22 protein-coding genes are annotated in these 21,574 nt (G+C 57.9%); all 22 read right to left on the bottom strand.

What is annotated here, in order from left to right:
- Positions 1 to 178 precede the first annotated feature (178 nt).
- The 22 genes from IBX51_RS05750 to IBX51_RS05645 all read right to left on the bottom strand — a co-directional run bounded on the left by IBX51_RS05750 (position 179) and on the right by IBX51_RS05645 (position 21,470).
- Positions 179 to 2,302 (bottom strand): TonB-dependent receptor plug domain-containing protein, encoded by a 2,124-nt coding sequence (locus tag IBX51_RS05750; RefSeq protein WP_291829604.1) that lies wholly within the window; start codon positions 2,300 to 2,302, stop codon positions 179 to 181.
- 131 nt (positions 2,303 to 2,433) lie between these two features.
- Complete coding sequence (locus IBX51_RS05745; RefSeq protein ID WP_291829602.1) at positions 2,434 to 3,228, bottom strand: energy transducer TonB; 795 nt, start codon at positions 3,226 to 3,228, stop codon at positions 2,434 to 2,436.
- The gene (locus IBX51_RS05740) at positions 3,225 to 3,647 is read right to left on the bottom strand and encodes a biopolymer transporter ExbD (protein ID WP_291829600.1); all 423 of its coding nucleotides are present in this window, start codon (positions 3,645 to 3,647) and stop codon (positions 3,225 to 3,227) included. The genes IBX51_RS05745 and IBX51_RS05740 overlap by 4 nt, the downstream gene beginning before the upstream one ends.
- The gene (locus IBX51_RS05735) at positions 3,644 to 4,042 is read right to left on the bottom strand and encodes a biopolymer transporter ExbD (RefSeq protein WP_291829597.1); all 399 of its coding nucleotides are present in this window, start codon (positions 4,040 to 4,042) and stop codon (positions 3,644 to 3,646) included. The genes IBX51_RS05740 and IBX51_RS05735 overlap by 4 nt, the downstream gene beginning before the upstream one ends.
- A complete protein-coding gene (locus IBX51_RS05730) occupies positions 4,032 to 4,778 on the bottom strand; it encodes a MotA/TolQ/ExbB proton channel family protein (protein WP_291829596.1) in 747 nt (248 codons plus the stop codon). Before IBX51_RS05730 ends, IBX51_RS05735 begins: the two co-directional genes overlap by 11 nt.
- 216 nt (positions 4,779 to 4,994) lie before the next feature.
- Positions 4,995 to 7,658 (bottom strand): DUF6701 domain-containing protein, encoded by a 2,664-nt coding sequence (locus tag IBX51_RS05725; protein ID WP_291829594.1) that lies wholly within the window; start codon positions 7,656 to 7,658, stop codon positions 4,995 to 4,997.
- A gap of 173 nt (positions 7,659 to 7,831) precedes the next feature.
- Positions 7,832 to 8,041, bottom strand: a complete 210-nt coding sequence (locus tag IBX51_RS05720; protein ID WP_291829591.1) for a hypothetical protein — start codon at positions 8,039 to 8,041, stop codon at positions 7,832 to 7,834.
- A gap of 865 nt (positions 8,042 to 8,906) precedes the next feature.
- Positions 8,907 to 9,692 carry a type II secretion system protein gene (locus IBX51_RS05715; protein WP_291829589.1) on the bottom strand — a complete coding sequence of 262 codons (786 nt, stop codon included), beginning with the start codon at positions 9,690 to 9,692 and terminating at the stop codon, positions 8,907 to 8,909.
- Complete coding sequence (locus IBX51_RS05710) at positions 9,692 to 10,207, bottom strand: type II secretion system protein (RefSeq protein ID WP_291829622.1); 516 nt, start codon at positions 10,205 to 10,207, stop codon at positions 9,692 to 9,694. The genes IBX51_RS05715 and IBX51_RS05710 overlap by 1 nt, the downstream gene beginning before the upstream one ends.
- The gene (locus IBX51_RS05705; protein ID WP_291829587.1) at positions 10,207 to 10,689 is read right to left on the bottom strand and encodes a Tfp pilus assembly protein FimT/FimU; all 483 of its coding nucleotides are present in this window, start codon (positions 10,687 to 10,689) and stop codon (positions 10,207 to 10,209) included. The genes IBX51_RS05710 and IBX51_RS05705 overlap by 1 nt, the downstream gene beginning before the upstream one ends.
- Before the next feature lie 54 nt (positions 10,690 to 10,743).
- Positions 10,744 to 11,196, bottom strand: a complete 453-nt coding sequence (locus tag IBX51_RS05700) for a type II secretion system protein (RefSeq protein WP_291829585.1) — start codon at positions 11,194 to 11,196, stop codon at positions 10,744 to 10,746.
- Between the two features lie 27 nt (positions 11,197 to 11,223).
- Positions 11,224 to 11,724, bottom strand: coding sequence for a type II secretion system protein (locus IBX51_RS05695; protein ID WP_291829583.1), 501 nt, complete (start codon positions 11,722 to 11,724; stop codon positions 11,224 to 11,226).
- Positions 11,725 to 11,769: 45 nt separating this feature from the next.
- On the bottom strand, positions 11,770 to 12,351 hold the full coding sequence (locus IBX51_RS05690) for a hypothetical protein (protein ID WP_291829581.1): 582 nt from the start codon (positions 12,349 to 12,351) through the stop codon (positions 11,770 to 11,772).
- Complete coding sequence (locus IBX51_RS05685) at positions 12,351 to 13,580, bottom strand: type II secretion system F family protein (RefSeq protein ID WP_291829580.1); 1,230 nt, start codon at positions 13,578 to 13,580, stop codon at positions 12,351 to 12,353. The genes IBX51_RS05690 and IBX51_RS05685 overlap by 1 nt, the downstream gene beginning before the upstream one ends.
- The gene (locus IBX51_RS05680) at positions 13,580 to 15,349 is read right to left on the bottom strand and encodes a GspE/PulE family protein (RefSeq protein WP_291829578.1); all 1,770 of its coding nucleotides are present in this window, start codon (positions 15,347 to 15,349) and stop codon (positions 13,580 to 13,582) included. Before IBX51_RS05680 ends, IBX51_RS05685 begins: the two co-directional genes overlap by 1 nt.
- Positions 15,346 to 16,398 (bottom strand): tetratricopeptide repeat protein, encoded by a 1,053-nt coding sequence (locus tag IBX51_RS05675; RefSeq protein WP_291829576.1) that lies wholly within the window; start codon positions 16,396 to 16,398, stop codon positions 15,346 to 15,348. The genes IBX51_RS05680 and IBX51_RS05675 overlap by 4 nt, the downstream gene beginning before the upstream one ends.
- Positions 16,395 to 17,234 carry an AAA family ATPase gene (locus IBX51_RS05670; RefSeq protein ID WP_291829575.1) on the bottom strand — a complete coding sequence of 280 codons (840 nt, stop codon included), beginning with the start codon at positions 17,232 to 17,234 and terminating at the stop codon, positions 16,395 to 16,397. Before IBX51_RS05670 ends, IBX51_RS05675 begins: the two co-directional genes overlap by 4 nt.
- Positions 17,234 to 18,907 carry a pilus (MSHA type) biogenesis protein MshL gene (gene mshL, locus IBX51_RS05665; protein WP_291829573.1) on the bottom strand — a complete coding sequence of 558 codons (1,674 nt, stop codon included), beginning with the start codon at positions 18,905 to 18,907 and terminating at the stop codon, positions 17,234 to 17,236. The genes IBX51_RS05670 and mshL overlap by 1 nt, the downstream gene beginning before the upstream one ends.
- Before the next feature lie 17 nt (positions 18,908 to 18,924).
- Positions 18,925 to 19,254 (bottom strand): hypothetical protein, encoded by a 330-nt coding sequence (locus tag IBX51_RS05660; protein ID WP_291829572.1) that lies wholly within the window; start codon positions 19,252 to 19,254, stop codon positions 18,925 to 18,927.
- A 1-nt stretch (position 19,255) separates the two neighbouring features.
- On the bottom strand, positions 19,256 to 19,930 hold the full coding sequence (locus tag IBX51_RS05655; RefSeq protein ID WP_291829571.1) for an MSHA biogenesis protein MshJ: 675 nt from the start codon (positions 19,928 to 19,930) through the stop codon (positions 19,256 to 19,258).
- Complete coding sequence (locus IBX51_RS05650) at positions 19,927 to 20,544, bottom strand: PilN domain-containing protein (protein WP_291829619.1); 618 nt, start codon at positions 20,542 to 20,544, stop codon at positions 19,927 to 19,929. The genes IBX51_RS05655 and IBX51_RS05650 overlap by 4 nt, the downstream gene beginning before the upstream one ends.
- Positions 20,544 to 21,470, bottom strand: a complete 927-nt coding sequence (locus tag IBX51_RS05645) for a biogenesis protein MshI (RefSeq protein ID WP_291829569.1) — start codon at positions 21,468 to 21,470, stop codon at positions 20,544 to 20,546. Before IBX51_RS05645 ends, IBX51_RS05650 begins: the two co-directional genes overlap by 1 nt.
- Positions 21,471 to 21,574 lie beyond the last annotated feature (104 nt).

Raw genomic sequence — 21,574 nt, 5'->3', positions numbered from 1 at the left:
CTCTATTAGGTTATTGCGGACCGAGCCGTGCCAGATTATCACATTGCACTGATGGCAGAGCGACATCGTCACAGACGCAAAAAAACTCCGGCTGCCAGGCAACCGAAGCGTAACGCAATGAAAAATGCCGGGGAAGGAAGAAACCCCGGCCAAGAGACATGACTAACCGAGGGTCACATCAAAACTTCACAGTGGCACCGGCAACCACGGTGCGGGCTGCACCCGGGCGAATACCATCCTGAACATCGGAAATGTACAGCTTGTCGGACAGATTGCGCCCTTGCACCCACAGCGTAGCATTCGTTGTGGTCGGCAACCGGTAGCTTGCCCGCGCCGAGAACAGTGTCCTGCTGGACACCTTGCCGGCATCGCCGCCTGCCGTCAGCTCGCGGGTATTCTCGATGTCGCTGTAGAACGACCCCAAATGACTGACCGTGCCGCTCAGATGCCACCCGGCAATGTGATCCACACCGACGGTAAAGCTGCCTGCACGGGTCGGAATCTCCGGCACTCGGTTATCGTCCAGAGGACCGGTGGTGAAACGGGCATCGGTGTAGTTGAGAGCCGCCTCGGCGAACAGGTTGTAATCCGCCAGGTAGAAGGCCGTAGAGTCAATTCTTGCCCCCAGGTCTACGCCGGTGATCCGCGAGTCGGCTGCGTTGACGAACAGTGCATCGCCAAAGTCGTCAACATCATCCCGGATCAGAGTATTTTTGATGCGGTTATGGAAAAGGGCCGCATCCAGACTCACGCCTTTAATGGCCGTGGTTCGTACTCCGAGTTGACTGTTAACCCCCGTTTCTGGCGTCAGCGGGAAGTCATCCGAGCGGGCCGACGCCGGCGCATAACCGCGATGGATGCCGGCGTAAACTTCGGAGCTCTCAAGACCTGAGTACAACACGCTGACACCTGGCAGCCATAACGTATTAGAGTCCTTTTCGCGGACGCCCTCGTCACCGCTACCGGGCCGGAACACGGTATCTTTGTATTGATTGAAGGTTTCATAGCGCAGGCCCGGGGTAACGGTCCAGTCACCCCAGCTCATGCTGTTCTGCACATACCCGGAAACGGCCTCGGCATCGTATTCAACCAGTCGGCCGTCACGGGTATAGCCATCCTCGCCAGAAACGGCGAACAGGCGGCCACGGTTACCCTCATCAAGCTTTTCGCCTGGCAGCCCCACCGGCCGGCGATCCTCAAAGTTGTGGTTTTCATAACGTACGCCGGCCTGAATACGGTGTTCCAGCCCCAGCGCCTCAATATTGGCCCACTCCAACCGGCTCTCAACACCGAGGTTTTCGTAGCGGCGGTCACGGCCTTCCATCACACCGCCATCCGCCGGCGCCGTGCCCCGGGTCTGGAAGCGCGGGCGATCCAGGTCTGTAAAGAACACTTTACTGGAGACGCTAACGTCCTCGGTAACCTTCAGGTTATGGGTAAGGTCGTATTTGAGGTAATTGACAGAAATATTGTTGTCTTCACGCCCTTCATCAAAACGGCTTTTGTTGCGCGGAGCTTCACGGTACTCCTGCAGCGACAGGTTGTTCTCATCATAGCCATCGCTACGTTCGCGTAGATAGGTGACCGACGCCGCCAACTGGTTGCGTTCATTCACCTGCCATTCCAGCCCGGTGTAGAAGTCATCGTACTGATGCTCCTCCACATCGAAGGTGCCATCCGCTCGCTTGCCAGTGTAGGAAAACACCATGCCCACCGCGCCTTCGGTGCGGCGGTGATGGATGTGCTGTTGCACGGTGTCCTGGTTGCCGACGCCCACTTCAATCACGGTTTCCGGCACTAGCGTGGGTTTCAGGTTACGGAAGTTGATAATGCCGTGATTGTTCAGCGGACCATGCACGATCTGACCCGCACCTTTGTATACTTCCACTTGCTCCAGACGCTCAAGCGGCGGCGTGTAGTGGGCACCGGAATCGAGGTAAGCGCTGTTGTTGATAGGCGTGCCGTCTTCAAGCAACAGCACCTTCCGTGAGCGCCGAGGCGGTGCGCCGCGAACACCGATGCCCGAGCGCAGGCCCAAGGCATCATCATCGATGGTCCGGACACCGGGCACAAAGTCCAGGGCATCGTGAAGGCTGTAGGGTTTGTAGATATCAATCTGATCGCGATTCAGGACACTGGCCGCACCGGGCATGCCTTCAACCGATGTGGGCACCAGGCTTCGCACATCCAATGCCGGCAAATACACCATGTCGTCGGCCTGCTGGGCTGCAACGATACCCGGCAGGGAAGCCAGCAGCGTGTAGCGAACAGCACGGATAATAGGTTTCAACGTCAAGCTCATCAGGTTTTCCTCGCAACACGGGTTCTTATTACTGTTGCATTAACCTTAGAGGCCTGACGCTCGGCCTTGAACTGAACCATGGGCGCTGAAGAGGGCTACTTTGGGTCAGGACATTTTCCCGGATGGCGCCGCTATCGCTGCAGAGTGAAGGCCACGGGTAGTGTTACCGTCAGGGAACTTTGGCCCAGATGGGCGGGAATGACCGGTAGCGGCGCTGCTCGCGCAAGCATCTGCCGGACCTCATCGTCCAGGGGGCGAAAACCACTGCTGTCGGTAATCTGGACACCGTTCACCCGCCCACCTTCGCTGACCGTGAAGGTAACCGTAACCACTCCCTCGCGCCGCATACGCCGGGCTGAATCCGGGTAGCGTTTGTACCGGTTCAAATGCCCCAGCAAATCCTGCAAGTAGCGATTTTCCTCCGCTACCGAGCCCCCGGTATCGGACTCCCGGGCGGACGCTTCATTGGCCGCTTCGGCCTGGACAGTCTCAGTGGCTTGAGATGGCGACGGATCGGACACCGGAGACTGCGTCAACTCGGGGTTTGAGGGGGGAGCCGGTTCTGGCTCAGGTGTTGGTTCCGGTTCAGGAGCTGGTTCTGGCTCAGGCGTTGGCACCGGTTCTGGCAAGGTCGCCGGCTCCGGCTCGGGTTGAACCTCGGGCTCTGGTACCGGTGTCTCCGGTTCGGGAGCAGGCACAGGGTCAGGCTCGGGAACCGGCTCAGGCTCCTCCGCATCGGCCGGGTTGCCCGGCACGGCAAAGTCTGCGGCCGCCAGGCTGACAAAGATCCCGCCCTCGCCCTCATCGGCCGCCAGCTCCTGTGTCTGCCTTTGCATCAGGGCATTCTGTAACGCACTGAACGCCCAGACGTGAAACAGCACGGCGCACAACACCCCAGCCAGCAAAAAACGACGCTTGAGCCTCACCGGACACCCCGCCGGGTTGACAGGTGCACCGATTCCAAGCCAGCCTCCGACGCCCACGCCAGCACAGGTCGCCACTGCGCGGCGGTTAATGATTGGTCAATCTTGATCAGCAGTGAAGACTGGGACACCTCATACGCCTGGCGAGCCACCTGTGCCTTAAAGACCGTCATAAGCTGATCTTCGGTCACCGGCTCATCGTTCAGGAACATGCGGTTGTCTTCGGTGAGCAACAGCACGAAGCGCGTGCTCACCTCCGGCTGCTTCGACTCCATCGCAGGAGGCATGAAAGGCCGCCCGTCAGACGCTCTAATCTGGCCAGCCAGCATAAAAAAGATGAGCATCAGAAACACCACGTTGATCAGTGGAATCAAGTGGTCATCACCGCGATCGGACGACGTGGCCGGGCGCTTGAGCTTCATGGCGCGGCCCGCGTGTTCACCGAGACACTGCGAGCACCCAGCGCTTCGACCTGCTCAAGCAGCAAAACGACTTGCTGTATTGAGCTTACGTCTGCCGGGGTCACCATCACGTCACGGTCACCCGTCGCCAGCAACTCACGTAAGTGCTCAACCTCCACCACTCGCTGCGGCTCGCTCACCAGAAACGGGCGGCCAGCGTCATTCATTCCCAGCATGATTGGCGGCTCTCCGGTGGTTCCGGCGCTTTCGCCGGTACTGACCATCAGATCCATACTTTGCCACTGGATAAACGATGACGTCAGCATGAAGAACAGCAACAGGATAAACACCACATCGATCAGTGGCGTCAGCCCGATCAGCTTTTTCGACGATGACAACGGGCGATCAAGCTGCATGACCCTGACGCTCATCAGCATGCGCGGGCGGGTGCTCTGGCAACGGCATTTCAACCTGAGAGCCCACCGGCGAATTCCCCACCAGAGGCCCGGTGAACACGCCGGTCAACGCGTCTTCCATCTCGTCTACGATATGATCGCTTTTGCGTTCCAGGTAGCTGTGCAGCATCACCACCGGAATTGCCACAATCAGGCCTGCAGCGGTGGTTAACAGCGCCTGCCAGATACCGCCAGACAACACCGAGGGGTCCACCTGATTGCCGGCTGCCTCCATCTGCTGAAACGCCAGGATCATCCCCATCACGGTTCCTAACAGGCCTAACAACGGGCTCAGCGTCGCGATCACTTCCAGGGGTTTCAGGTAGCTTTTGAGGGATGCCACGCGATGGGCGGCCTGGCGAGCCAGCTCCTCCCGGACCAACGGCCCATCACCATGCACCATGACCGAATGCATGGCGCTGGCAACCAACGACGGAACCGGCTGGCGACTGCCTTCGAGCGCGGATTGTGCCTGCTCAGCCTCACCGGCCCGCCACAGTGACAAGCTGCCGGCAACCCGCGCCTTCGAGCGCCAGGTCGCCTGCACCAGCTGCAACCATTTGGCGACAATCAGGCTGACCGCGACACCGGAAAACACCAACAGGATCGCCACTACCGGCCCGCCAACGCCCAGCAGGTCAGCCACGGCTTGTGAAAGCAGCCCCATCTCGACCAGCGGACTCATCCAATCAGACATCGCACCACCTACTCATCGGGTAAAGATTCATTCAATGTTGATTCGAGACTGACACAACACCAAAGCCCCCTGAACCGGCTTTTAGTCGCCACCTTCAGGACTTTGGTCGTACTACCGAAAGACGGCAGGTATCCCGGATGTCATCCAGGCGTGTAAGAGGCATTTCTTTGGGGGTATCCAGGCACCATCAGCAACTTTCGACGGCACCTTTGATATTCAGTTTACAGGCACTTCGCGCCAGTAGATGATGCGGTCATTGCCGCGGTAGACACCGAAGGTGGCGGTAGCAGAGGGGTCTGTTAACGCCCCATCATTGCCCCAATCGTCTTTCAACCAATCCGGCACATCCCAGATCAGCAGGTCGGTGCCTTGGGTACCAACAGGTTCCAGGCGCAACGGCCCGGCTGCGCCCTTTTCGAAAACCCCGGAGTCTGCGAGCAGAGCATGGTGAATTTCGGCCGAATCAATATCGGTGGTCGTCCATGTGGTGCAACTGTCCGCATCATGGGTAACAAACCGTCCGCCCTCAAAAGACTCGATCCGGAACGGCATAAACAAGGCCTCCACGGTTTCTGGACCGAAAACATTGTCCATGACCAACCGGCCATAGCGGATCTCAAAAGAGGCCTCTGGTTCAAAGTTATAGGGAGCTGCCTCCGCCTCAACACCGTCGGCATCCTGAACGGATAAGATTGCAAACACCAATTCAGGCAAGAATGGCTCAATCCGCGTTACCGGGCTCTTCAGATATTGGAACTGATCATTCAGGCTGAATGAGAACAACATAAGTCCAGGCTCTTGTACGGTAAGTTCTGCCGCTTCCTGCGTGACAGAAAAAACTATCGGATCGCCGTTGATATCAGTGGCAGCAGCGTCTTCGGTGGGAGCAAGTGTTGAGACGCCGGCCACCGATAGCCTCCTGAAACCGTCAGATGTGTAGTTTCGGGTTCTGGCTCCTTGAACAGACAACGGCTCAAGCATCGCGGTGGGAGTCATCAACCAACCAAAGGGTTGCCCGGAGTAAGTGAACTGCCCAACTCCGCACGCCGCCTCAAAAACGCCAGGGTCCACCGTAACCCGGAAGCGATCAGGATAGAAGCGCCCGACCGGAGCACTCCGGCCCTGTGGCAGATCCCGCCCCAGATAAGCGCCGGGCGCCGGGCTTGTAAGGAAGCGGAATACACCCACTTCAGACTGATCTAAAGCCACCGTGGTTTCGGCATCAACGGCTCGGGCATGATCGTAACTACCCGGAGAGACAATACCGGTCTCGCCACCGGCAGGGGCCACCAACTCCGCCTGTAAAGGAATGCCCGGCAGTTCGAAGTTTGGCGTGACCGGATTACCGGCACAGAAATCCACATCGGCGTCACTCTGCCAACCTGCTGCGGTAATGGTCAGGTCAAAGGGTTCGCCTGCCTTGCGGAACAACGGGCAAGTCTCATCACCTTGGGAACAGGACGATACCGCCGAAACACAAAAGCCGGCGGGCACGCTCACAAAGCTGTCCGCGCCAGGCATAAGCAGACCAGCATCTTCGGTTGCTTCGCTGCCGCTATATAGCGCATTGAGCTGCATCTGACCGGCGTCCGGGTAGACGATATCGATCTCCGCTATACCACCCGCACCAAAATTCAGTTCCAGGTTGGTGGGAGAGGCTGCGTTGTTACCAATAGCAATCTCATCGATCTCAACCATCCTGCTGGCGGATCTTCCAGCTTCGTCCGGCGAGACGTAGGTAGACCAGAACTGCACCGTTTTGCTGACATTTTCAAATGCGGGAACACAGGCCTGGCTCTGGTCATCACGACGCACGGCGCGAATCTGAATAGGCCCCGATGGCCGATGGGATATGAGATCCGGTAATTCGAAGGCCAATCCCGAATCAACAAAGTTCAGGGTACAGTTGCCTGGTGCAAGGGGGCCGTTCCCAATCCGACAAAGCGTTTGCGATTGCGGTCGGGTGGAAGGTTGAGAGCCAATAATATTCAGAGTGACTTGACCCGCCACCGTATTTTGCAGGGTCGCCGATCCAACACCTCCAGTTATGTTGACAATGTTACCACTGACCCATCCATCTTCCGGAGCCAGTGTTGCCGCTACTGGATCAGTAAATAGTTCGTTGCAATCAGCATCGGCGCAGGCTCTGATCGTCACCGTTTCCGGCTGGCAGGTAAGTGCAACACCGTCGTGATCAATCTCAAAATGATCAACCTGCGCCCCAACAGGGTTCAGCCTCAGCGCACACAACTGCAACTCGTCAAGTTCATGGATATTTGTTGAACCACCGGTGGATCCAGTCAGAGAAAATAGAAAGTTATCCGGTACTGCCGCCTGCCCGGTCGCACTCAACGCATTAAAAGGTGCGATTAATTCGTTAAACCCACTGCCGACGTTGCGCTCGACAGACACTATAGCCTGGCCAGCAACCCTCGAGTCCACGGTTATCCGATATCGGTGTGGGCTATTGGCGCCAGTGGCATCTATGCCAGGGCTCAGCGTTCCCGTGCCAGCCAGATAACGATACCCCGTGATGCCAGAGCCAGAACCACGAATCGAAACCGAATTGGTGACCCGGCCGGGGCCTCCTTGCCGGCCCTCGGTCGGGGAGGAAAAGTTACCAAACTCATCGATACCGATACCCAGCCAACCACCAGCAAAACCGGCATCGCCGTTACTGCGCTGGGCATAACCAAGAGAGCCCCCAAAGCTTCCCGGTTGTGGCGTAATCGCAGCGTCGGAGAGCACCACGGCAATGCCATCCGCCCCGGAACCACCGTAGGCATAGTAATCAAACTCCAGCACCACAAGGTTATTGGCACCGGGAATTTCCCGCTGCAGTGTGGCCGCCGTTGACTGGTTACTAACGGCTTCTGTCATACGAAGTCGGCCGCCTACGATACTCGGGGTGAAGTTTCCCGAGGATACTGCTGTTACCCAGTCACCTGGATTTAGCGCCGAATCGGTGAAACTATCAGCAAAACACTGGTCTGGTTCCTCCACGACGTAAGTGATGCGAACCTTACCTGACGCGCCAGAGCCACCACCTGCATTTAAGCAAAAAGAAATAAAACCACAGTCAGCGCCTCCGCCACCTCCACCGGGTGAAGCTCCCTGTGTACCTGAAGAGTTTGAGCCACCATTTCCACCAGCACCGCCTCCGGTAACGGCCATTCCGCCGATGCTTCCCGAGCCGCTATTCCCAGAAGAGTTAGAGCCTGCAGAACCTCCGCCACCACCACCACCGCCACTTGCGGATGCATTCGCGCCACGCCCACCACTGAATGTCACATCGCCAACACTGTCAGCCGCACTTCCACCGGCACCACCTGTGAGATTATTTTGGCTACCTCCGACACCACCCTGAGCGAGCAATACTGACGGACTATCAAACCAGGTGCTGGCACCAGCACTATTGATTCCGCCGCCGGAACCAATCCTGAGGCCAAATGTCTGGCCAGTCGTTACCTGAAATGACCGGGAAGCATAGGCGCCACCGCCACCGCCACCCGCTGCAACTGCGGCCCCAAGGAAACCACGGGTCACAGAACCGCCACCACCACCACCACCCCAGACCTCGACGGTGATGCTCGTGACATTATCCGGAACCACAAACTGGTAAGTCCCAGGCGCATCTGCCTCTACTACCTCCTGTGCTATTGCGCGAGCCGTGAAAAGAGCAAGACTGAAAAGCAGCATCATCCCGCGCATCACTGAACTCTCTTTCTTACTTGATCGGAAGTTCAAAGCAGCCTCACCTCAACCGTTCTTTTCCCTTCACTGAGTGTCGCAATACCGCATCGGCCCTCACTGCGTATCACGATGCCCTGGCCCGGTGCGTTGGCCAAACAGTTCACTAGAGCACTACACTCCCTCAACCCTTCTGCCGCAAAGGAGAATGTACCTGAGAAGCACTGAGGGCCGTTAATCGATTGGAGCGCCCTGCCAGCGCCAAGCTGTGCCCCACTCTCAGCCGCAAAAAACGCCCTCTGGGACTGAATCTGAAGACTCACGCTTTTACCCGAGCTTTCCTGAAGTTGCGCCATACCAATCACCAGCAGGGCCAACACGGTGATCATAAAAATGGCAACAGGAAGGCCCGCGCCACTTTGCTTGTAAAGGGATTGTTCACGGTACATTTCGGATTTGCACCTCCTGGCTAACTCGGGTGGTTTCGTCGCCGTCCCGGTCTGCCAGCTCAAATTCAAAGTTCACGACGGCGGCCCGGCGCAGTGATGGTGGTGTTACTCGCAGATTGAACGAGCCATCGACCAAATTGGCACTCATCACTTGCCGGGTTCCGCTGCCTCCGTTTAACGCAGCTGCCGAAGGCTGGGAACCGTTTCGCGTATAGCTACTGAATCGATAAAGCCATGGCCCGATCTGGCAGATGCTGACAGGCGAGGCAATAGCATACAGGCGTTGTTGCGGGGAGCGTTCGCGAAAGCGGTGAGTGGCAGACAACTTAATGGTTGTGTCGCTATCGGCAACCGAATTGATAGCTGATGAAACCGGCCCCGGATCGGACATGCCGTACAGATCAGCCTGAGCCGAGCCATAGCCGTAAACCACCAGCCGAGCATTCTCAGGCACTTCACGACCGAAGGGTACTATGCTCACTTCATCAAAATCAGGGCCGGTTGTGAGGGATTCATAAGTGGTCCCGGCGATCACCGGTAGCCACTCCAGGCATTCGCCGTTCTCGCGAACGGACAGGGGAAACGCTTCCCGCACCTCGCGGGTGATCTGCTCACTGATCACCACGCCCTGCAGCGCGCGCTGTTGCCGTTCGCTGACATCCAGAGCGCCACGAGTGGAAAGAGCAACAAACTGAACTGAAATGGTGGCCACAATCCCCAGCAGCACGATGACCATCACCAGTTCAACCAGGGTGAACCCCTGTTGCCGGCGCATCAGAAATTCCCCCGATAGGTGCTGAACAGATAGGTATTGCCGGAGGGGTCCGTAATGGTGATGTCGATGCGCTTGGCTTCATGATTGCTCAAGCCCACCTCGCTACCGGCACAGGCCACCGAAACAGACACCTGGAAATTGTTGTAACCCGGCAGCGGTTCTTCCTCGCTGTTCTCGGGCGGCGCGTTATTCAGGTTGTGATAATCATCCACATCGTTGAAGGTGCGCCGTGTTTCGCCATCTGGCCCAAGGTTGTTGCAATCCGCGTTGCCGGCATCCACCGCTCCGCCACCCACGGGAGAGCGGTGAGCAAAGGATTTGGCAAGGATTTCGTCCATGTAGAGTTGCGACAATGCCACCGCGCGGGTCTGGTTCAGCGGGTCGGCACTGCGGCCGGTGATCAAAGCAAACGCGCCAATCACACCAGCGATGGCAATACTGATAATGACAATGGTCATCACCAGCTCCACCAGGGTCGCACCCTGCTGGTTACCACCAAGTCGCCGGCGAACCATCACGAGCATGGCCCCTGATACACGGCGCCAAGGGAGCTCAGGCACAGGGTAAAGTCACTGTCGCCGGAGATCTGAAATTGGAGACTTTGACCACTGAACGGTGCCGCCAAGCGGCCCATCGGGTCAAAGTTGATACTAAAGCCACTGCCAGGAATCGAAGTGAGCCCGGACTGACCGGCTACCTGATACGCCATACTGGCGCCTTCACGGCGGATGGAAAACAAGGAATTCGCCGCCTCGAACTCAAAAGCATTCGAGGTTTGGCGGATGGTTACGGAATCGGAGGGGTTGCCCGCCAGCGCTGCTTGTTGGGCAAGCAGCGAGGCGGAGGCTAGTTGTTGGGTGGCTAAGAGAGGTGAAAAAATAGCGCTTCTTGCGAAAAGCCCAACACCCAAGGCTGATAAGACTCCGATCAACACAAGCACCGTAATGAGCTCGATCACCGTGAACCCTCGCGCTCCTGATGATACACCTTTCTCCATGCCCAGCCCTCAAACAACAACTTTTTCTCAGCTCCTGCTTTACAGTAACACTGATCAACAGGACACGGGGCTAATCACCGGCGCGGTAGTTGCATTGCCATCGCCATCCACTTCCGCTTGGGTATAACTGAAACTACAACTGCCTTGGGATATCGTTGCAACACCAGCCGTGTCAGTATCAACATCAAACTCCGACGAAAGTTGAGCTGCCAATCCAATTGAAGTTGCTGCAGCGTAGCCTCCTACGGTACCGATGTCCTCACCTTCAAGTACAACGACGCCGTCCGAAGGCTGTCTCGCAAGATATGCAGATCGCACTATTGCAGAGGCAGACTGCACTGCGCCTCTGGCACCACTTACGGATGCCTGCTCAGCATCCCCACTCAAATCCGCAAACCGCGGCAACGCAAACGCCGCCAGAATACCCAAAATCACGATCACCATAACCAGTTCGATCAGAGTGAAACCTTGCTCACGCTTCGGTGTGAATTTCTGCATAGTCATCATAGTCACTTCTCCTGGAGCTCGGTTTTCTTAGTTAATGTCGGTGATAACTTCACCGGTATTCGAATTGTACTCAATGAAACTTCCCTGCCCATCTGGCAAATACTCATAATTGCAGACACCAGCTGACGGTGCCGTTGCCTGGTATTCGGTGGTGTTGTCCGAAGCACCTGCTGCAGCTACACGGGGAGCGTTAGACTGCAGAAGCCTGTTCCAGAGTGCAGCACAACCACCACTGGCCGCAGGGTCTGGCCAACCATCGTCGGTAGCGGCGACGTCGTCATTGCCAAATCCTTCGACTGCGGCGACGGCAGTAGTCAGGCCGTTAACGGTCCACTGCGCCTTAACCAAAGCCACACCCGCACTCAACGCCCCAGCGGTACCCTTAATACTCGCCTGATGCGCCTGCTCCGAAAGCTGCGCAAAACGTGGCAGCGCAAACGCCGCCAGAATGCCGAGGATGGCAATCACCACCACCAGCTCGATCAGGGTGAAACCCTTTTGTTTTTGCTTGCTGTTGTACTGCATCATTCGTCAGCCTCTTGCCTGTGATAAATCGTATTAAGTATTAAGCACTCAGCGCTGGGCGTCCTGCCGGTTCACTGTGGTTTCTGCGAACGGCAACGGCGCCAGCTTGAGGCCGGTCGGCCGTCCGTCTTGCTCCCGCAGACTCTTCCCGTTGCGGTTCGCAAATTCGGTGGTTACTGTCCAGGCTAACGGCTGATCGGGTTCTGCAACCTTGCCATCAATGGTTATCGGCTGCCTTGGGTTATAAATTAACCACCCTTTGCCGGTTTCGCCTGTTTCTTTTTGTCGCCTCGGCGCAAAGCACCAGTGTCTGTGTTTTGGCGCTCCCTCGCTACACTGGCCCTGGTACATGGGCCATTGGTGGTCCAGCCACTCAAACGGGTTCTCTCCGACCAGCCGTTCCAGGCTTTGTTCCCGGCTCAGCATGGCCTCGGCCCCTTTGATCACCAGCGCCGATCGCAATTGGCTCAGCACCATGTTCACGCTTTGTTGCTCCGCGCGCTCGAGTTCGCTTGCCAACTTGCCCGTTAACACCCACCAGAGGGTGAAGAGCACCACCAATGCAACCAGAAAGCGCACCCTTCTGGCGTTTGCCAGACCGCTGGCCGAGGACCAGGCCTGTTCGCGCACTAGCCCCGACCCATGGCGGCAGCCCCCAGGTCCCAGATGGGCAGGAACACGCCCAGCGCCAGAATCAGCACCAGTACGCCCATGGCGACAATCAAGATCGGCTCAATGGATTCCGCCAGCCGTTTAAGGCCGTAGTCCACGTCTTCGTCGTAAAAATCGGCGACGTTGTTGAGCATATCGTCGACTGAGCCGGTCTCTTCGCCCACAGCGATCATCTGCAGGATCAACGGGGTAAACATCTTGCTGTTCCTGGCGGTGCGCAGCAGGCTTTCGCCCCGCTCTATGCCGTGCCGCATTTCCTTGATATGCCGGGCAATCCAGGCGTTGTCGGTGGCGTCGGCCACCACGGTCAACGCGTGGGTGACTGGCATACCGGCAGTGAGCATGGTGGCAAAGTTACGGGCAAACCGGCTCAGCATGATCAGCTCCAGCAGCGGGCCGATAATGGGCATTTTCAGTTTGTAGCGATCCCAGAGCTCGCGACCGTTTTCGGTCTTTTTCCACTGCCGCAACAACAAGCCGCTGGCTGCTATGGCAAACAGCATGAGGTACCAGTAATTCAGCAGGAAGTTGGAGGTACCTACCAGGACCTGGGTCAAAAACGGCAGGTCTGCCCCCATACGGCTGAACACCGAAGCAAACCGGGGGATCACCAAAAAATTCACCACCATCAGCGCCGCCAGCAAAGCGATGATCACAAAGGTCGGGTAGCGAAGGGCCTGTTTTACCCGGCGTTTGGTGTCTCTTTCCAGCTCCAGGATTTCTGAAAGCCGTTTGAAGGAGTCGTCCAACATGCCAGTGTTCTCGCCCACGTGGATCATGGCGACAAACAGCTCGGAGAACACTCTCGGGTGCGCCTGCATGGCCGTGGCCATGGTGTTGCCGCCTTCCAGCCGATTGGTAATATCGTCAAGCACCTCCGCCAGCACCGGCGATCGGGAGGTTTCTGCCAGCCCACGCATGGTACGAATCAGCGGAATGCCCGCCTTGGTGAGTGCGTGCATCTGCCGGCAGAACACGATCAGTTCATCCAGCGAGACTTTTTTCCGGAAGATGGGCAGGTTGTTCACCTTGTCCAGGCCGGATTGTTTGGGCTGGTGCTCTTTGATCGTCAGCGGGGTAATACCACGGCGTGCCAGCTCGCTGGCGGCGGCGTCCACGTTGGCCGCGTTCAGTGAACCCTGCTGGGCCACTCCACGGTTGTCTTTACCCCGATAACTGAATTGCATCAGTCATCCACCCCCATGGCACTGTCACCCGCCAGCCTGTTCTCTTCAAGAGAAATGCCGGAGTCTGAGGTTGCCGCTACCCGCGCCACTTCCTGCAGTGTCGTCACACCCTGTAATGCGTAATCCATGGCGCACTGCTCCAGCGGCCTGAACAGCGGGCTTTTGCGAGCGGATCGGGTAAAGTCAGAGACATCTCTGCGGCGCAAAGCGTCCAGCATGTCTTCGTTCATTTCCAGCATTTCGTACACGCCCACCCGGCCCTTATAGCCGGTATTGCTGCACTGGTAGCAGCCCCGGCCGTGCACAAAACCGGCTTCAATATCGAGCGGCTCCAGATCGAACGATCGTAACCATACCAGCTCCTGCTCGGTGGGCTGATAGGTTTCCTTACAGTTGTCACAGACCCTGCGCACCAGGCGCTGGGCGACGACGCCAAGCAATGAGCTGGCCACCAGGAAGGGCTCTGCGCCCATGTCAATCAGGCGCATGGCACTGCTGATGGAATCGTTGGTGTGTAAGGTCGACAGCACCAGGTGGCCGGTCATGGCCGCGCGCAGGCCGATTTCGGCGGTTTCGTGATCCCGCATCTCGCCCACCAGAATAATGTCTGGGTCCTGGCGCAGGGCCGAGCGCAGCACGGTGGCAAATTCCAGGCCGATTTTCGGGTTTACCTGCACCTGAGTGATGCGCGGCAGGCGGTATTCCACCGGGTCTTCGGCGGTGATGATTTTTACTTCAGGCTGGTTCAGCTCGGTCAGCGCACCGTAAAGGGTGGTGGTTTTACCACTGCCCGTGGGGCCGGTAACCAGAATCATGCCATAGGGTTTCTTGATCAGTTTTCGGAAACGCTCCAGCAGTTGCGGCGGCATTCCCGTGCCACCAAGATCCAGCGTGCCCTGGCTCTGATCGAGCAAGCGCATGACCACAGATTCACCGTACTGCACCGGCATCGTCGACACCCGCACGTCGATACTGCGGCCTTTAACCCGCACGTTGAAACGGCCATCCTGGGGCAGGCGTTTCTCGGAGATGTTGAGGCCGGCCATCAGTTTCAGGCGCAGCACCAGAGCGGCGTTGACCCGCTTCTCTTTCATCACCTGCTCTTGCAATACCCCATCCACCCGTTGGCGGATGCGCACCACGGTTTCATCCGGCTCGATGTGAATGTCGGAGCTTCTGGCCTGCACCGCATCTTCAAACAGGGTTTGCAGGAGTTTGACTACCGGGGCATCGGCACTTTCAGATTCGGCGGACAGATCCGCCAGATCGAAGGCGTCGTCGCCCAGTTCGTCTTCCAGCTCTTCCGCCAGCGAGGCGATTTCATCCGTTCGGCGGTACACCAAGTCCAGGGTATTCAGCAGTTCGCTTTCACGCACCACCGCCTGCTTGATGGACTGCTTAAGCACCCGGACCAGTTCGTCGTAGGCAAAAATATCCAGCGGGTCGGCCATGCCCACCAACAGCTCACCACTCTGCTCCGCCAAGACAATGGCCCGGAACCGGCGAGCCATGGCTTCTGGCAGTTTTTTAACCAGTTCGTTGTTGAACTGGTAATGGCGCAGCTGAACAAACGGCACCTGCAGCTGCCGTGACAGGATGTTGAGCAGGTTATCTTCGTCCACGTACCCTAAGTCAATCAGGGTTCGCCCGAGCTTGCGACCGGTGTTTTTCTGTTCGCGCAGGGCCGTCATCAACTGCTGCTCAGTGATGACCTCGTTCTGAACCAGCAGATCGCCTAACCGGACTTTCTTTTTCGGTTCCGTACTCATGATCCCGCCTGCAATGCATTTAAACGTTCCCGGGCATAATCTGCCAGCGAGGGCGCTAACCCCGGCATCGATGCTGCCTGAGCATAAGCCTGAACGGCGCTGCGATGACGCCCGCCGGTCTCCAACGCAATCGCCAAACCCAGCCACCAGGCCGGCCGGTTGTCGTCATAGGCGATGAGTTCTGACCAGTGCCCGGCTGCTTCGTCGGGCTGGCCTGCTTGCTGTTGCAGCGTCGCCAACGTTATTCGGTATTCCACCTGCTCCGCAACCGGCGGTACCCGAGCTGCGAGCATAGCGACCGCCAGGGTCAGTTCACCCTGTTCCAGCAAGGCTCGGGCCTTGAGCAGCCGTAAGTCAGGGTGATCCTGGGTCAGTGTATCCGGCAACCAGTTCAGGGCTCGGGCAGCCATGCCCTGCACCAGCATTTCTCTGGCGAACACTTCGCGGCTGTGCGGGGCCGCCTGCTGATTGGTCAGTTCGGTGAGCCGTCGCTCGGCTTCACCGTTCTGGCCAGCAGACAATAACCGCTGCAGCTCACGGCTGGTGCGCAAATCGATGGACTCCGGGGTTTCCCGCGATTGTTTTATCGAGGGCTCTGACGGCGGGTTCACGGCCGCCGCCGGAGCGGTCGTCTCTTGCGATGAGGCCTGCACAACCACGGCAGGTTCCGGCTCCGGAGGCTCGGTGATCGTAGTTTCTGAAACATCGTTACTGCGCTCAACACCGCGTTCAACCAGCTCAGCGGTTGGTTCCACTGCTGGTGCTTCTGCAGTTGGCGGGGTAACAACCGTCACAGACTCGGGCTCGGGCTCGGACTCTACAGCAGTCACCACAGGTTCTGAGGCAACAGGCTCAACCAAATTATTCGACGGTAACCACCAGGCTCCCGCACCCACCATCAGAAGCAAGACGATGACAAAGCCCACCGCCATCAGCGGCTTCCAAGGTCCCGAATTCTGTGCCACCGGCTGGCCCAGGTAGGCACCGGTCACCTGGGCCCGGTTCTGGCGCTGTTCTGCCTGCCGCAGGGCATCGTTCAACAGGCTCACAACCACCTCCGAAACCAGCCGACGGACTTGGCGCTTTCGGTATCTTTTACCGCTTGCAACACGTGTTTCCGGGCGACCAGGCGATCGCCCCGGCCCCAGGCCGCCAGCATGGATTTATGAGCCAGTATGTTCACCAGCCGGGGAATGCCCCCAGACGATCGCCAGATCACTTTCAGGGCCGCCGGCGCGAAGAGATCGCTCCCGTTGTAGCCGGCCTGTGCCAGGCGATGCCGCAGGTATTGCCCCACCGAGTCATACCCCAGTGGCTGCAGTCTGGTCTGAAACGTAATGCGTTGGCGCAACTGGCGCAGGCTGTCTTTAGTCAACACGACATCCAGCTCTGGTTGGCCGAACAGGACAATCTGCAGCAACCGGGTGCTTTCAGTCTCCAGGTTGGTCAACAGGCGCAGCGCTTCAATGGTTTCCTCTGGCATGGCCTGAGCTTCATCAATCACCAACACCGCAGGCGTTTGTGCCATCGCCAGCTCAATCAAACGCTGGTTCAAGGCCTTGAGTATCTGATGAACGTTATCGCATTGAGTAACATCAACACCCAGCTCCTCGGCCACCGCTTCATACAAAGTGTCAGGAGGCAGTTGCGGATTGGGGATGTACGCAGTGCAGGCACTTTTGTCGAGCTCGTTCAGCAGCAACCGGCAGAGCAAGGTTTTACCCGTGCCGACTTCACCGGTCACCTTGATGAAACCTTCCCGCTGCTGTAACGCCACCAGCAACAACTCCAGGGCATCGGCATGGCTCGGTGCCCGCAAGAAATAGCGGGTGTTGGGCGTCAGTGCGAACGGTGCTTCCTGCAGTCCAAAATGGCTTTCGTACATCAGCGGGGTGCAATCTCAGCCTGGGGCTTAACAGACTCTGCCGAATTCAGCAGGTCTTTGAGCACGTTCATCCGCTCCCGGCTGGCGCGAATGTCTTGTTGCATCAAGCCCGCATCTGCAACCACCGGGCGCAGCAATATCACCAGCTCGCTTTTACGAGCTTCAAACCGGCGCTGTTTGAACAGCTCGCCCACCAGAGGAATGTCGCTCAGGAAAGGAACCGCCGAGGTAACGTCTTCACTGGTGTTCTGGATCAGACCGCCAATCACCACAATCTGGCCGCTCTCGGCACGGATCACACTGTCGGTTTCGCGCACGGTGCTTCTGGCCAGTGGCAGAGTGACGTCTCGCTCACCAATGGTGATGACTTTTTCCTGATCGTTCACCTCGCTGACCGAGGGGTGAACGTGCAGGGTAATGGCACCGCTCTCGGAAATCTGTGGCGTTACATCCAGCGAGATGCCCGAGAAGAATGGCGTCAGCTCTACCGAAGTGGAGGTGCGGTCGGTGGCCGTCACCGCAGAGTTGTTGTTATCAAAATCGATGTCGGTAACGAAGAACTCGTCGGTTCCCACCTTGATTACGGCTTTCTGGTTGTTGATGGTGGATATTCGCGGGCTGGACAGGATCTGCACATTGCCCTGCTCGCCCAACAACTGGATCACTCCTGAGAAGTCACCGGCACTGACCGCCGCCGAGAACACACCACCGATGTCGGGATTGCGAATGGCCTGACCGGTCAACGACTGCGCAGTGAAATAATCAGCTCTTCCGGCCGAGCCTTGAATGTCAGCCCAGTTAATACCCTGCTGGTAGCCTTCGTTCAGCGTCACTTCCAGGATTCGGGCCTCAAGCACCACCTGTCGCTGCATGATCAGTTCGGTCCGGCGCAGGTAATCCTCTACCATACGCAAATCATCAGAGCCGGCACGCACCATGACCAGCCCGGCACCGGGATTGACCACCACCTGGCCGTCAGCGCCCACCACCATGGTCAGGGCTAGCCGGATGTCTTGCCAGAAGTCCGATTCGGTCTCGGTGGAAATGGTGGTTCCGACGAGGTTTCGGGTTTCAGAGCCAGAGTTGTCATTACCTGATTCACTGCTACGGGTGTTACTGACCTGACCGGAGCTGACACGCGTTTCAGAACCACCGCGGCGCTTGAAGTGCAGGTAATCAATGGGAAACAGGCGTGTTTGCACGCTGTCTGCCGCTACCCGAAACAACCGGCCGTTGCGCTGAATATCCAACCCGTAGAGGTCGGCGGCGATGTCCATCACTTCCGGAACGGTCACGTCATTCAGCCGCAGGTCGACCGTAGCGGTTACGCCAGGATGAACCACTACGTTAAAGCGCGTGCCCTCAACCAGCGCCTCAAAAAAACGGGCGGCAGGGATGCCCCGGGCATTCACATCAAACCGGTCGTCCTGTTGCTGAGTGCTGGCAAGCGGCGGCAGTAACTGGCTGCTGATATCTGCCGCCGAAGACTGACGAGCGCCGGCAGGTTCTGGCTCGGTCACCATAGCCCGCTGTTCCGCCTCAGCCATGGACTTATCGATCTGATCAGCGACGTCTGAAGACGTTGCGGAAGAGCTTCGCATCATCGGATTACTGGCACAGGCCGCCACAGTTAATGCAAGCAGTGCGGCGGCGAGAGGTCTGATTGTTGTCATCGTAGTCCGTATGTCTGTCATGGAGTTTTTCGCACCTGCGGCAGCGGTTCCGGATACAGCACTCTTGGCTGGCCTCGGTCTGTTACTTCAACCCGATCTTTATGAATGCGGCGAACGCGCAAACCGTCGTGACGATCGCCTTCGGTCAGTGCCACTCCGTTAATAACGGCGACTCGGCGCTCCGCGCCCAGCAGGATGGAACCTACCCGAAGGTCCCGCGCAGGGGCGGCTGATACAGGCTCGACCGCGCTGCCTGGCGGTTGGGTCGGATCCTGCAAGCCATGGGCCACCGGACTGAGCAATAGCACCAGTAACAACCACTGCGGCCGGGCTGATCGAATTCTCATCTCATACTCCCAGCCAGGCGGCTTCAAGGCTTAGCGTTCGCACCCGAATGGTGGCCTCACCGTTGGGCCAGGAACCGGCCTGATACTCCAACTGCATCCAGCCAAGGCGCTCATCCATGGCTTCGAGTCTTTGCAGGTAGGCCAGCACCTCCAGATATCCGCCCCGCACCTTCAGCTCAACGTCGTGAGCATAGAGTAAGGGCTCGGCGGTTTCTTCTCTACCACTGCCTTGCAGGCCATCAAACACGGGCACGGGTGCAAGCAACACCATCGATTCCAGCTCCAACCGCTGTTGAGCCGAGAGCATGGTCCTTAACAAGGCCACCATGTCTCGCGGAGCAATCAGCTGCCCGGCGGTTTCAGAGATTTGCTGATCCAGACGCGCCAACCGGTTTTGCCGGGCAGTCAGGCGCTGCTGTAGCTCTGCTGATGGATCACTGGCAAGCTGATTGTTGAGGGTTTGCTGTTGGTTAAGCAAGTTATCGCGAGCCGCAGACAACGCTTGCACACGATGATCGAGTTGCTGCTGGCGAGCCTCGATCGGAGCCACAAGAAGCTCCCAACCAGCCACAAACACCAACACACAAGCGGTTATCAGCATCAGCGCCCGCTCACGAATGGGTCGGTCGTTGTACCATTGAGCACCCATCGCCAGAGCGTCGGTCACCTTGGTCATGAACCCGCCCCTGTGCGCTGCTCTGTCGCTACGCGAAACTCTACCCACTGCCGAGAAGCCTCGTCGTCCGACCGGCTCAGGCGAAAATCACGGAATGTTTCACCAATAAACGCCGGCTCGTTGCCCAGGCGTTCCAGGTAATGCGGCACCAGATCGGCCGTTCGGGTTCTACCTTCAAGGCTCATGCTGGCCGGGGCTGACTGTAACTGCACCGAGGTCAACCACAGATCGCCCGGGATCTGACGGGCCAGCGCTGACATCCGACCCGAAAACCCACCATGGTTGTTGGCCGTTAATCCTTCAACCCGGTCCAGCAGTCTTTGTCGGCGAGCAATGGTGTCACTAACCCGCTCCAGCGCACCCTCAAGTTCCGGATCTGGCTGGCGGGCCTGCACCCGGGCCGACATGCTTGCCACCGCTTGCTCCAGGTTCTGAGTTTGCTGTTGGAGCTGAGCCAGCTGCCGATCCCGCTGTTGATTCTGCCAGTGCCCGTTTACCATCACCCCAACCAGCATGGCGACCACCAGAACCACCAGCGCAACAGCTGCACCGGCATTCAGCATCAGCTTTTGCGGCCGGAGTTCTGCGGTGTAAAGGTTGACCTGTTGCTTCATCAAGCTCGATTCCCCAGAGTAAGCGCCGCACTCCAGGCGGGCAGGCAACGACTATCGAGATCCTCTTTCAAACCGAACTCCGTCCAGTCCGGCACTTCCAACCCGGAGGCCATATAAGAAGACAACATGGAATTGAGCGGCAACACGGAATCTCGGGCGACCAGACGAATGGTCGATGGGGGCGACTGGCCAAGCTGGCTTTCAAAGTAATCCATGGAGCGTTGAATCTCCAATGCCAGGGACTGAACGGCATTCTCCTGACTGGACGCATCGCGAAGATCGTCATAAGACAATTCCAGTCGTCTCGACAGGTACAAGGTCTCGCCCTGGCAAATAACCATTTGCCCGTAACGGTCGCGCAAATGAACCAGGGCCACACCGCGTTTTGCGGTGTCTAGCCGGGCCGCCAGGTTTCTTAGCGCCAGTTCTGCAATATCAATTTTCTGCAACTCAAGGCCTGAGGCAGACACCAGATTAATCAGCTCCTGCACCAACGACTTTCGAGCCGCCACAACATTGACCAGCGGGCCACGACCACGAGAGGCATCTTCGGGAAACACGAACACATCTGACACCGCGTCAGACGGGCTAAAATCGAGAAAATCCTTGAGCTTCCATTTCAGGGCATCGGCCAACTCGACGTCGTCAACCCCCTCCGGACGCTCCACCTGAAACACCTGATACTGATCGATCGGCAACACGAGAACAGCGGGAGCGCCTGCCCAGTTCTGATCAGCCACCAATTGGCCAAGAGCCTCCTGCCGCCGGGCGGGCAAACAATCAACAAACCCGGTGGCCTGCCCTGCCAAGCCAGCCGCTCTTGCCCAGGCAATGCCATCGGGGCGCACCTCAAGGCACACCGGATGCCCGGAAGGCCCAAGCCCCATCATCTTTTTCAGGCTGTTAAAAACAGAGTTCAGGATCATGAATTCCCAAGTGTCTCCAAGGCTCTTGTGCTCAGTTGAAGCGTCAACTGAAGAGCGCAAGGTGTTCAAATTGTCAGCAGCTTACATAGTAGTTGAGAAAGTGA

This window comes from Marinobacter sp., assembly GCF_014859525.1.
Taxonomy (GTDB): Bacteria; Pseudomonadota; Gammaproteobacteria; order Pseudomonadales; family Oleiphilaceae; genus Marinobacter.
This window is presented reverse-complemented; position numbering and strand designations above follow the sequence as displayed.

Excerpts from the sequence above, each read along its gene's own strand:
- IBX51_RS05750 (WP_291829604.1), bottom strand. The coding sequence starts at position 2,302 with ATGAGCTTGACGTTGAAACCTATTATCCGTGCTGTTCGCTACACGCTG.
- IBX51_RS05740 (WP_291829600.1), bottom strand. The coding sequence starts at position 3,647 with ATGAAGCTCAAGCGCCCGGCCACGTCGTCCGATCGCGGTGATGACCAC.
- IBX51_RS05735 (WP_291829597.1), bottom strand. The coding sequence starts at position 4,042 with ATGCAGCTTGATCGCCCGTTGTCATCGTCGAAAAAGCTGATCGGGCTG.
- IBX51_RS05730 (WP_291829596.1), bottom strand. The coding sequence starts at position 4,778 with ATGTCTGATTGGATGAGTCCGCTGGTCGAGATGGGGCTGCTTTCACAA.
- IBX51_RS05725 (WP_291829594.1), bottom strand. The coding sequence starts at position 7,658 with ATGACAGAAGCCGTTAGTAACCAGTCAACGGCGGCCACACTGCAGCGG.
- IBX51_RS05720 (WP_291829591.1), bottom strand. The coding sequence starts at position 8,041 with ATGCATCCGCAAGTGGCGGTGGTGGTGGTGGCGGAGGTTCTGCAGGCT.
- IBX51_RS05715 (WP_291829589.1), bottom strand. The coding sequence starts at position 9,692 with ATGCGCCGGCAACAGGGGTTCACCCTGGTTGAACTGGTGATGGTCATC.
- IBX51_RS05710 (WP_291829622.1), bottom strand. The coding sequence starts at position 10,207 with ATGGTTCGCCGGCGACTTGGTGGTAACCAGCAGGGTGCGACCCTGGTG.
- IBX51_RS05705 (WP_291829587.1), bottom strand. The coding sequence starts at position 10,689 with ATGGAGAAAGGTGTATCATCAGGAGCGCGAGGGTTCACGGTGATCGAG.
- IBX51_RS05700 (WP_291829585.1), bottom strand. The coding sequence starts at position 11,196 with ATGATGACTATGCAGAAATTCACACCGAAGCGTGAGCAAGGTTTCACT.
- IBX51_RS05695 (WP_291829583.1), bottom strand. The coding sequence starts at position 11,724 with ATGATGCAGTACAACAGCAAGCAAAAACAAAAGGGTTTCACCCTGATC.
- IBX51_RS05685 (WP_291829580.1), bottom strand. The coding sequence starts at position 13,580 with ATGCAATTCAGTTATCGGGGTAAAGACAACCGTGGAGTGGCCCAGCAG.
- IBX51_RS05680 (WP_291829578.1), bottom strand. The coding sequence starts at position 15,349 with ATGAGTACGGAACCGAAAAAGAAAGTCCGGTTAGGCGATCTGCTGGTT.
- IBX51_RS05670 (WP_291829575.1), bottom strand. The coding sequence starts at position 17,234 with ATGTACGAAAGCCATTTTGGACTGCAGGAAGCACCGTTCGCACTGACG.
- mshL (WP_291829573.1), bottom strand. The coding sequence starts at position 18,907 with ATGACAACAATCAGACCTCTCGCCGCCGCACTGCTTGCATTAACTGTG.
- IBX51_RS05660 (WP_291829572.1), bottom strand. The coding sequence starts at position 19,254 with ATGAGAATTCGATCAGCCCGGCCGCAGTGGTTGTTACTGGTGCTATTG.
- IBX51_RS05655 (WP_291829571.1), bottom strand. The coding sequence starts at position 19,930 with ATGACCAAGGTGACCGACGCTCTGGCGATGGGTGCTCAATGGTACAAC.
- IBX51_RS05650 (WP_291829619.1), bottom strand. The coding sequence starts at position 20,544 with ATGAAGCAACAGGTCAACCTTTACACCGCAGAACTCCGGCCGCAAAAG.
- IBX51_RS05645 (WP_291829569.1), bottom strand. The coding sequence starts at position 21,470 with ATGATCCTGAACTCTGTTTTTAACAGCCTGAAAAAGATGATGGGGCTT.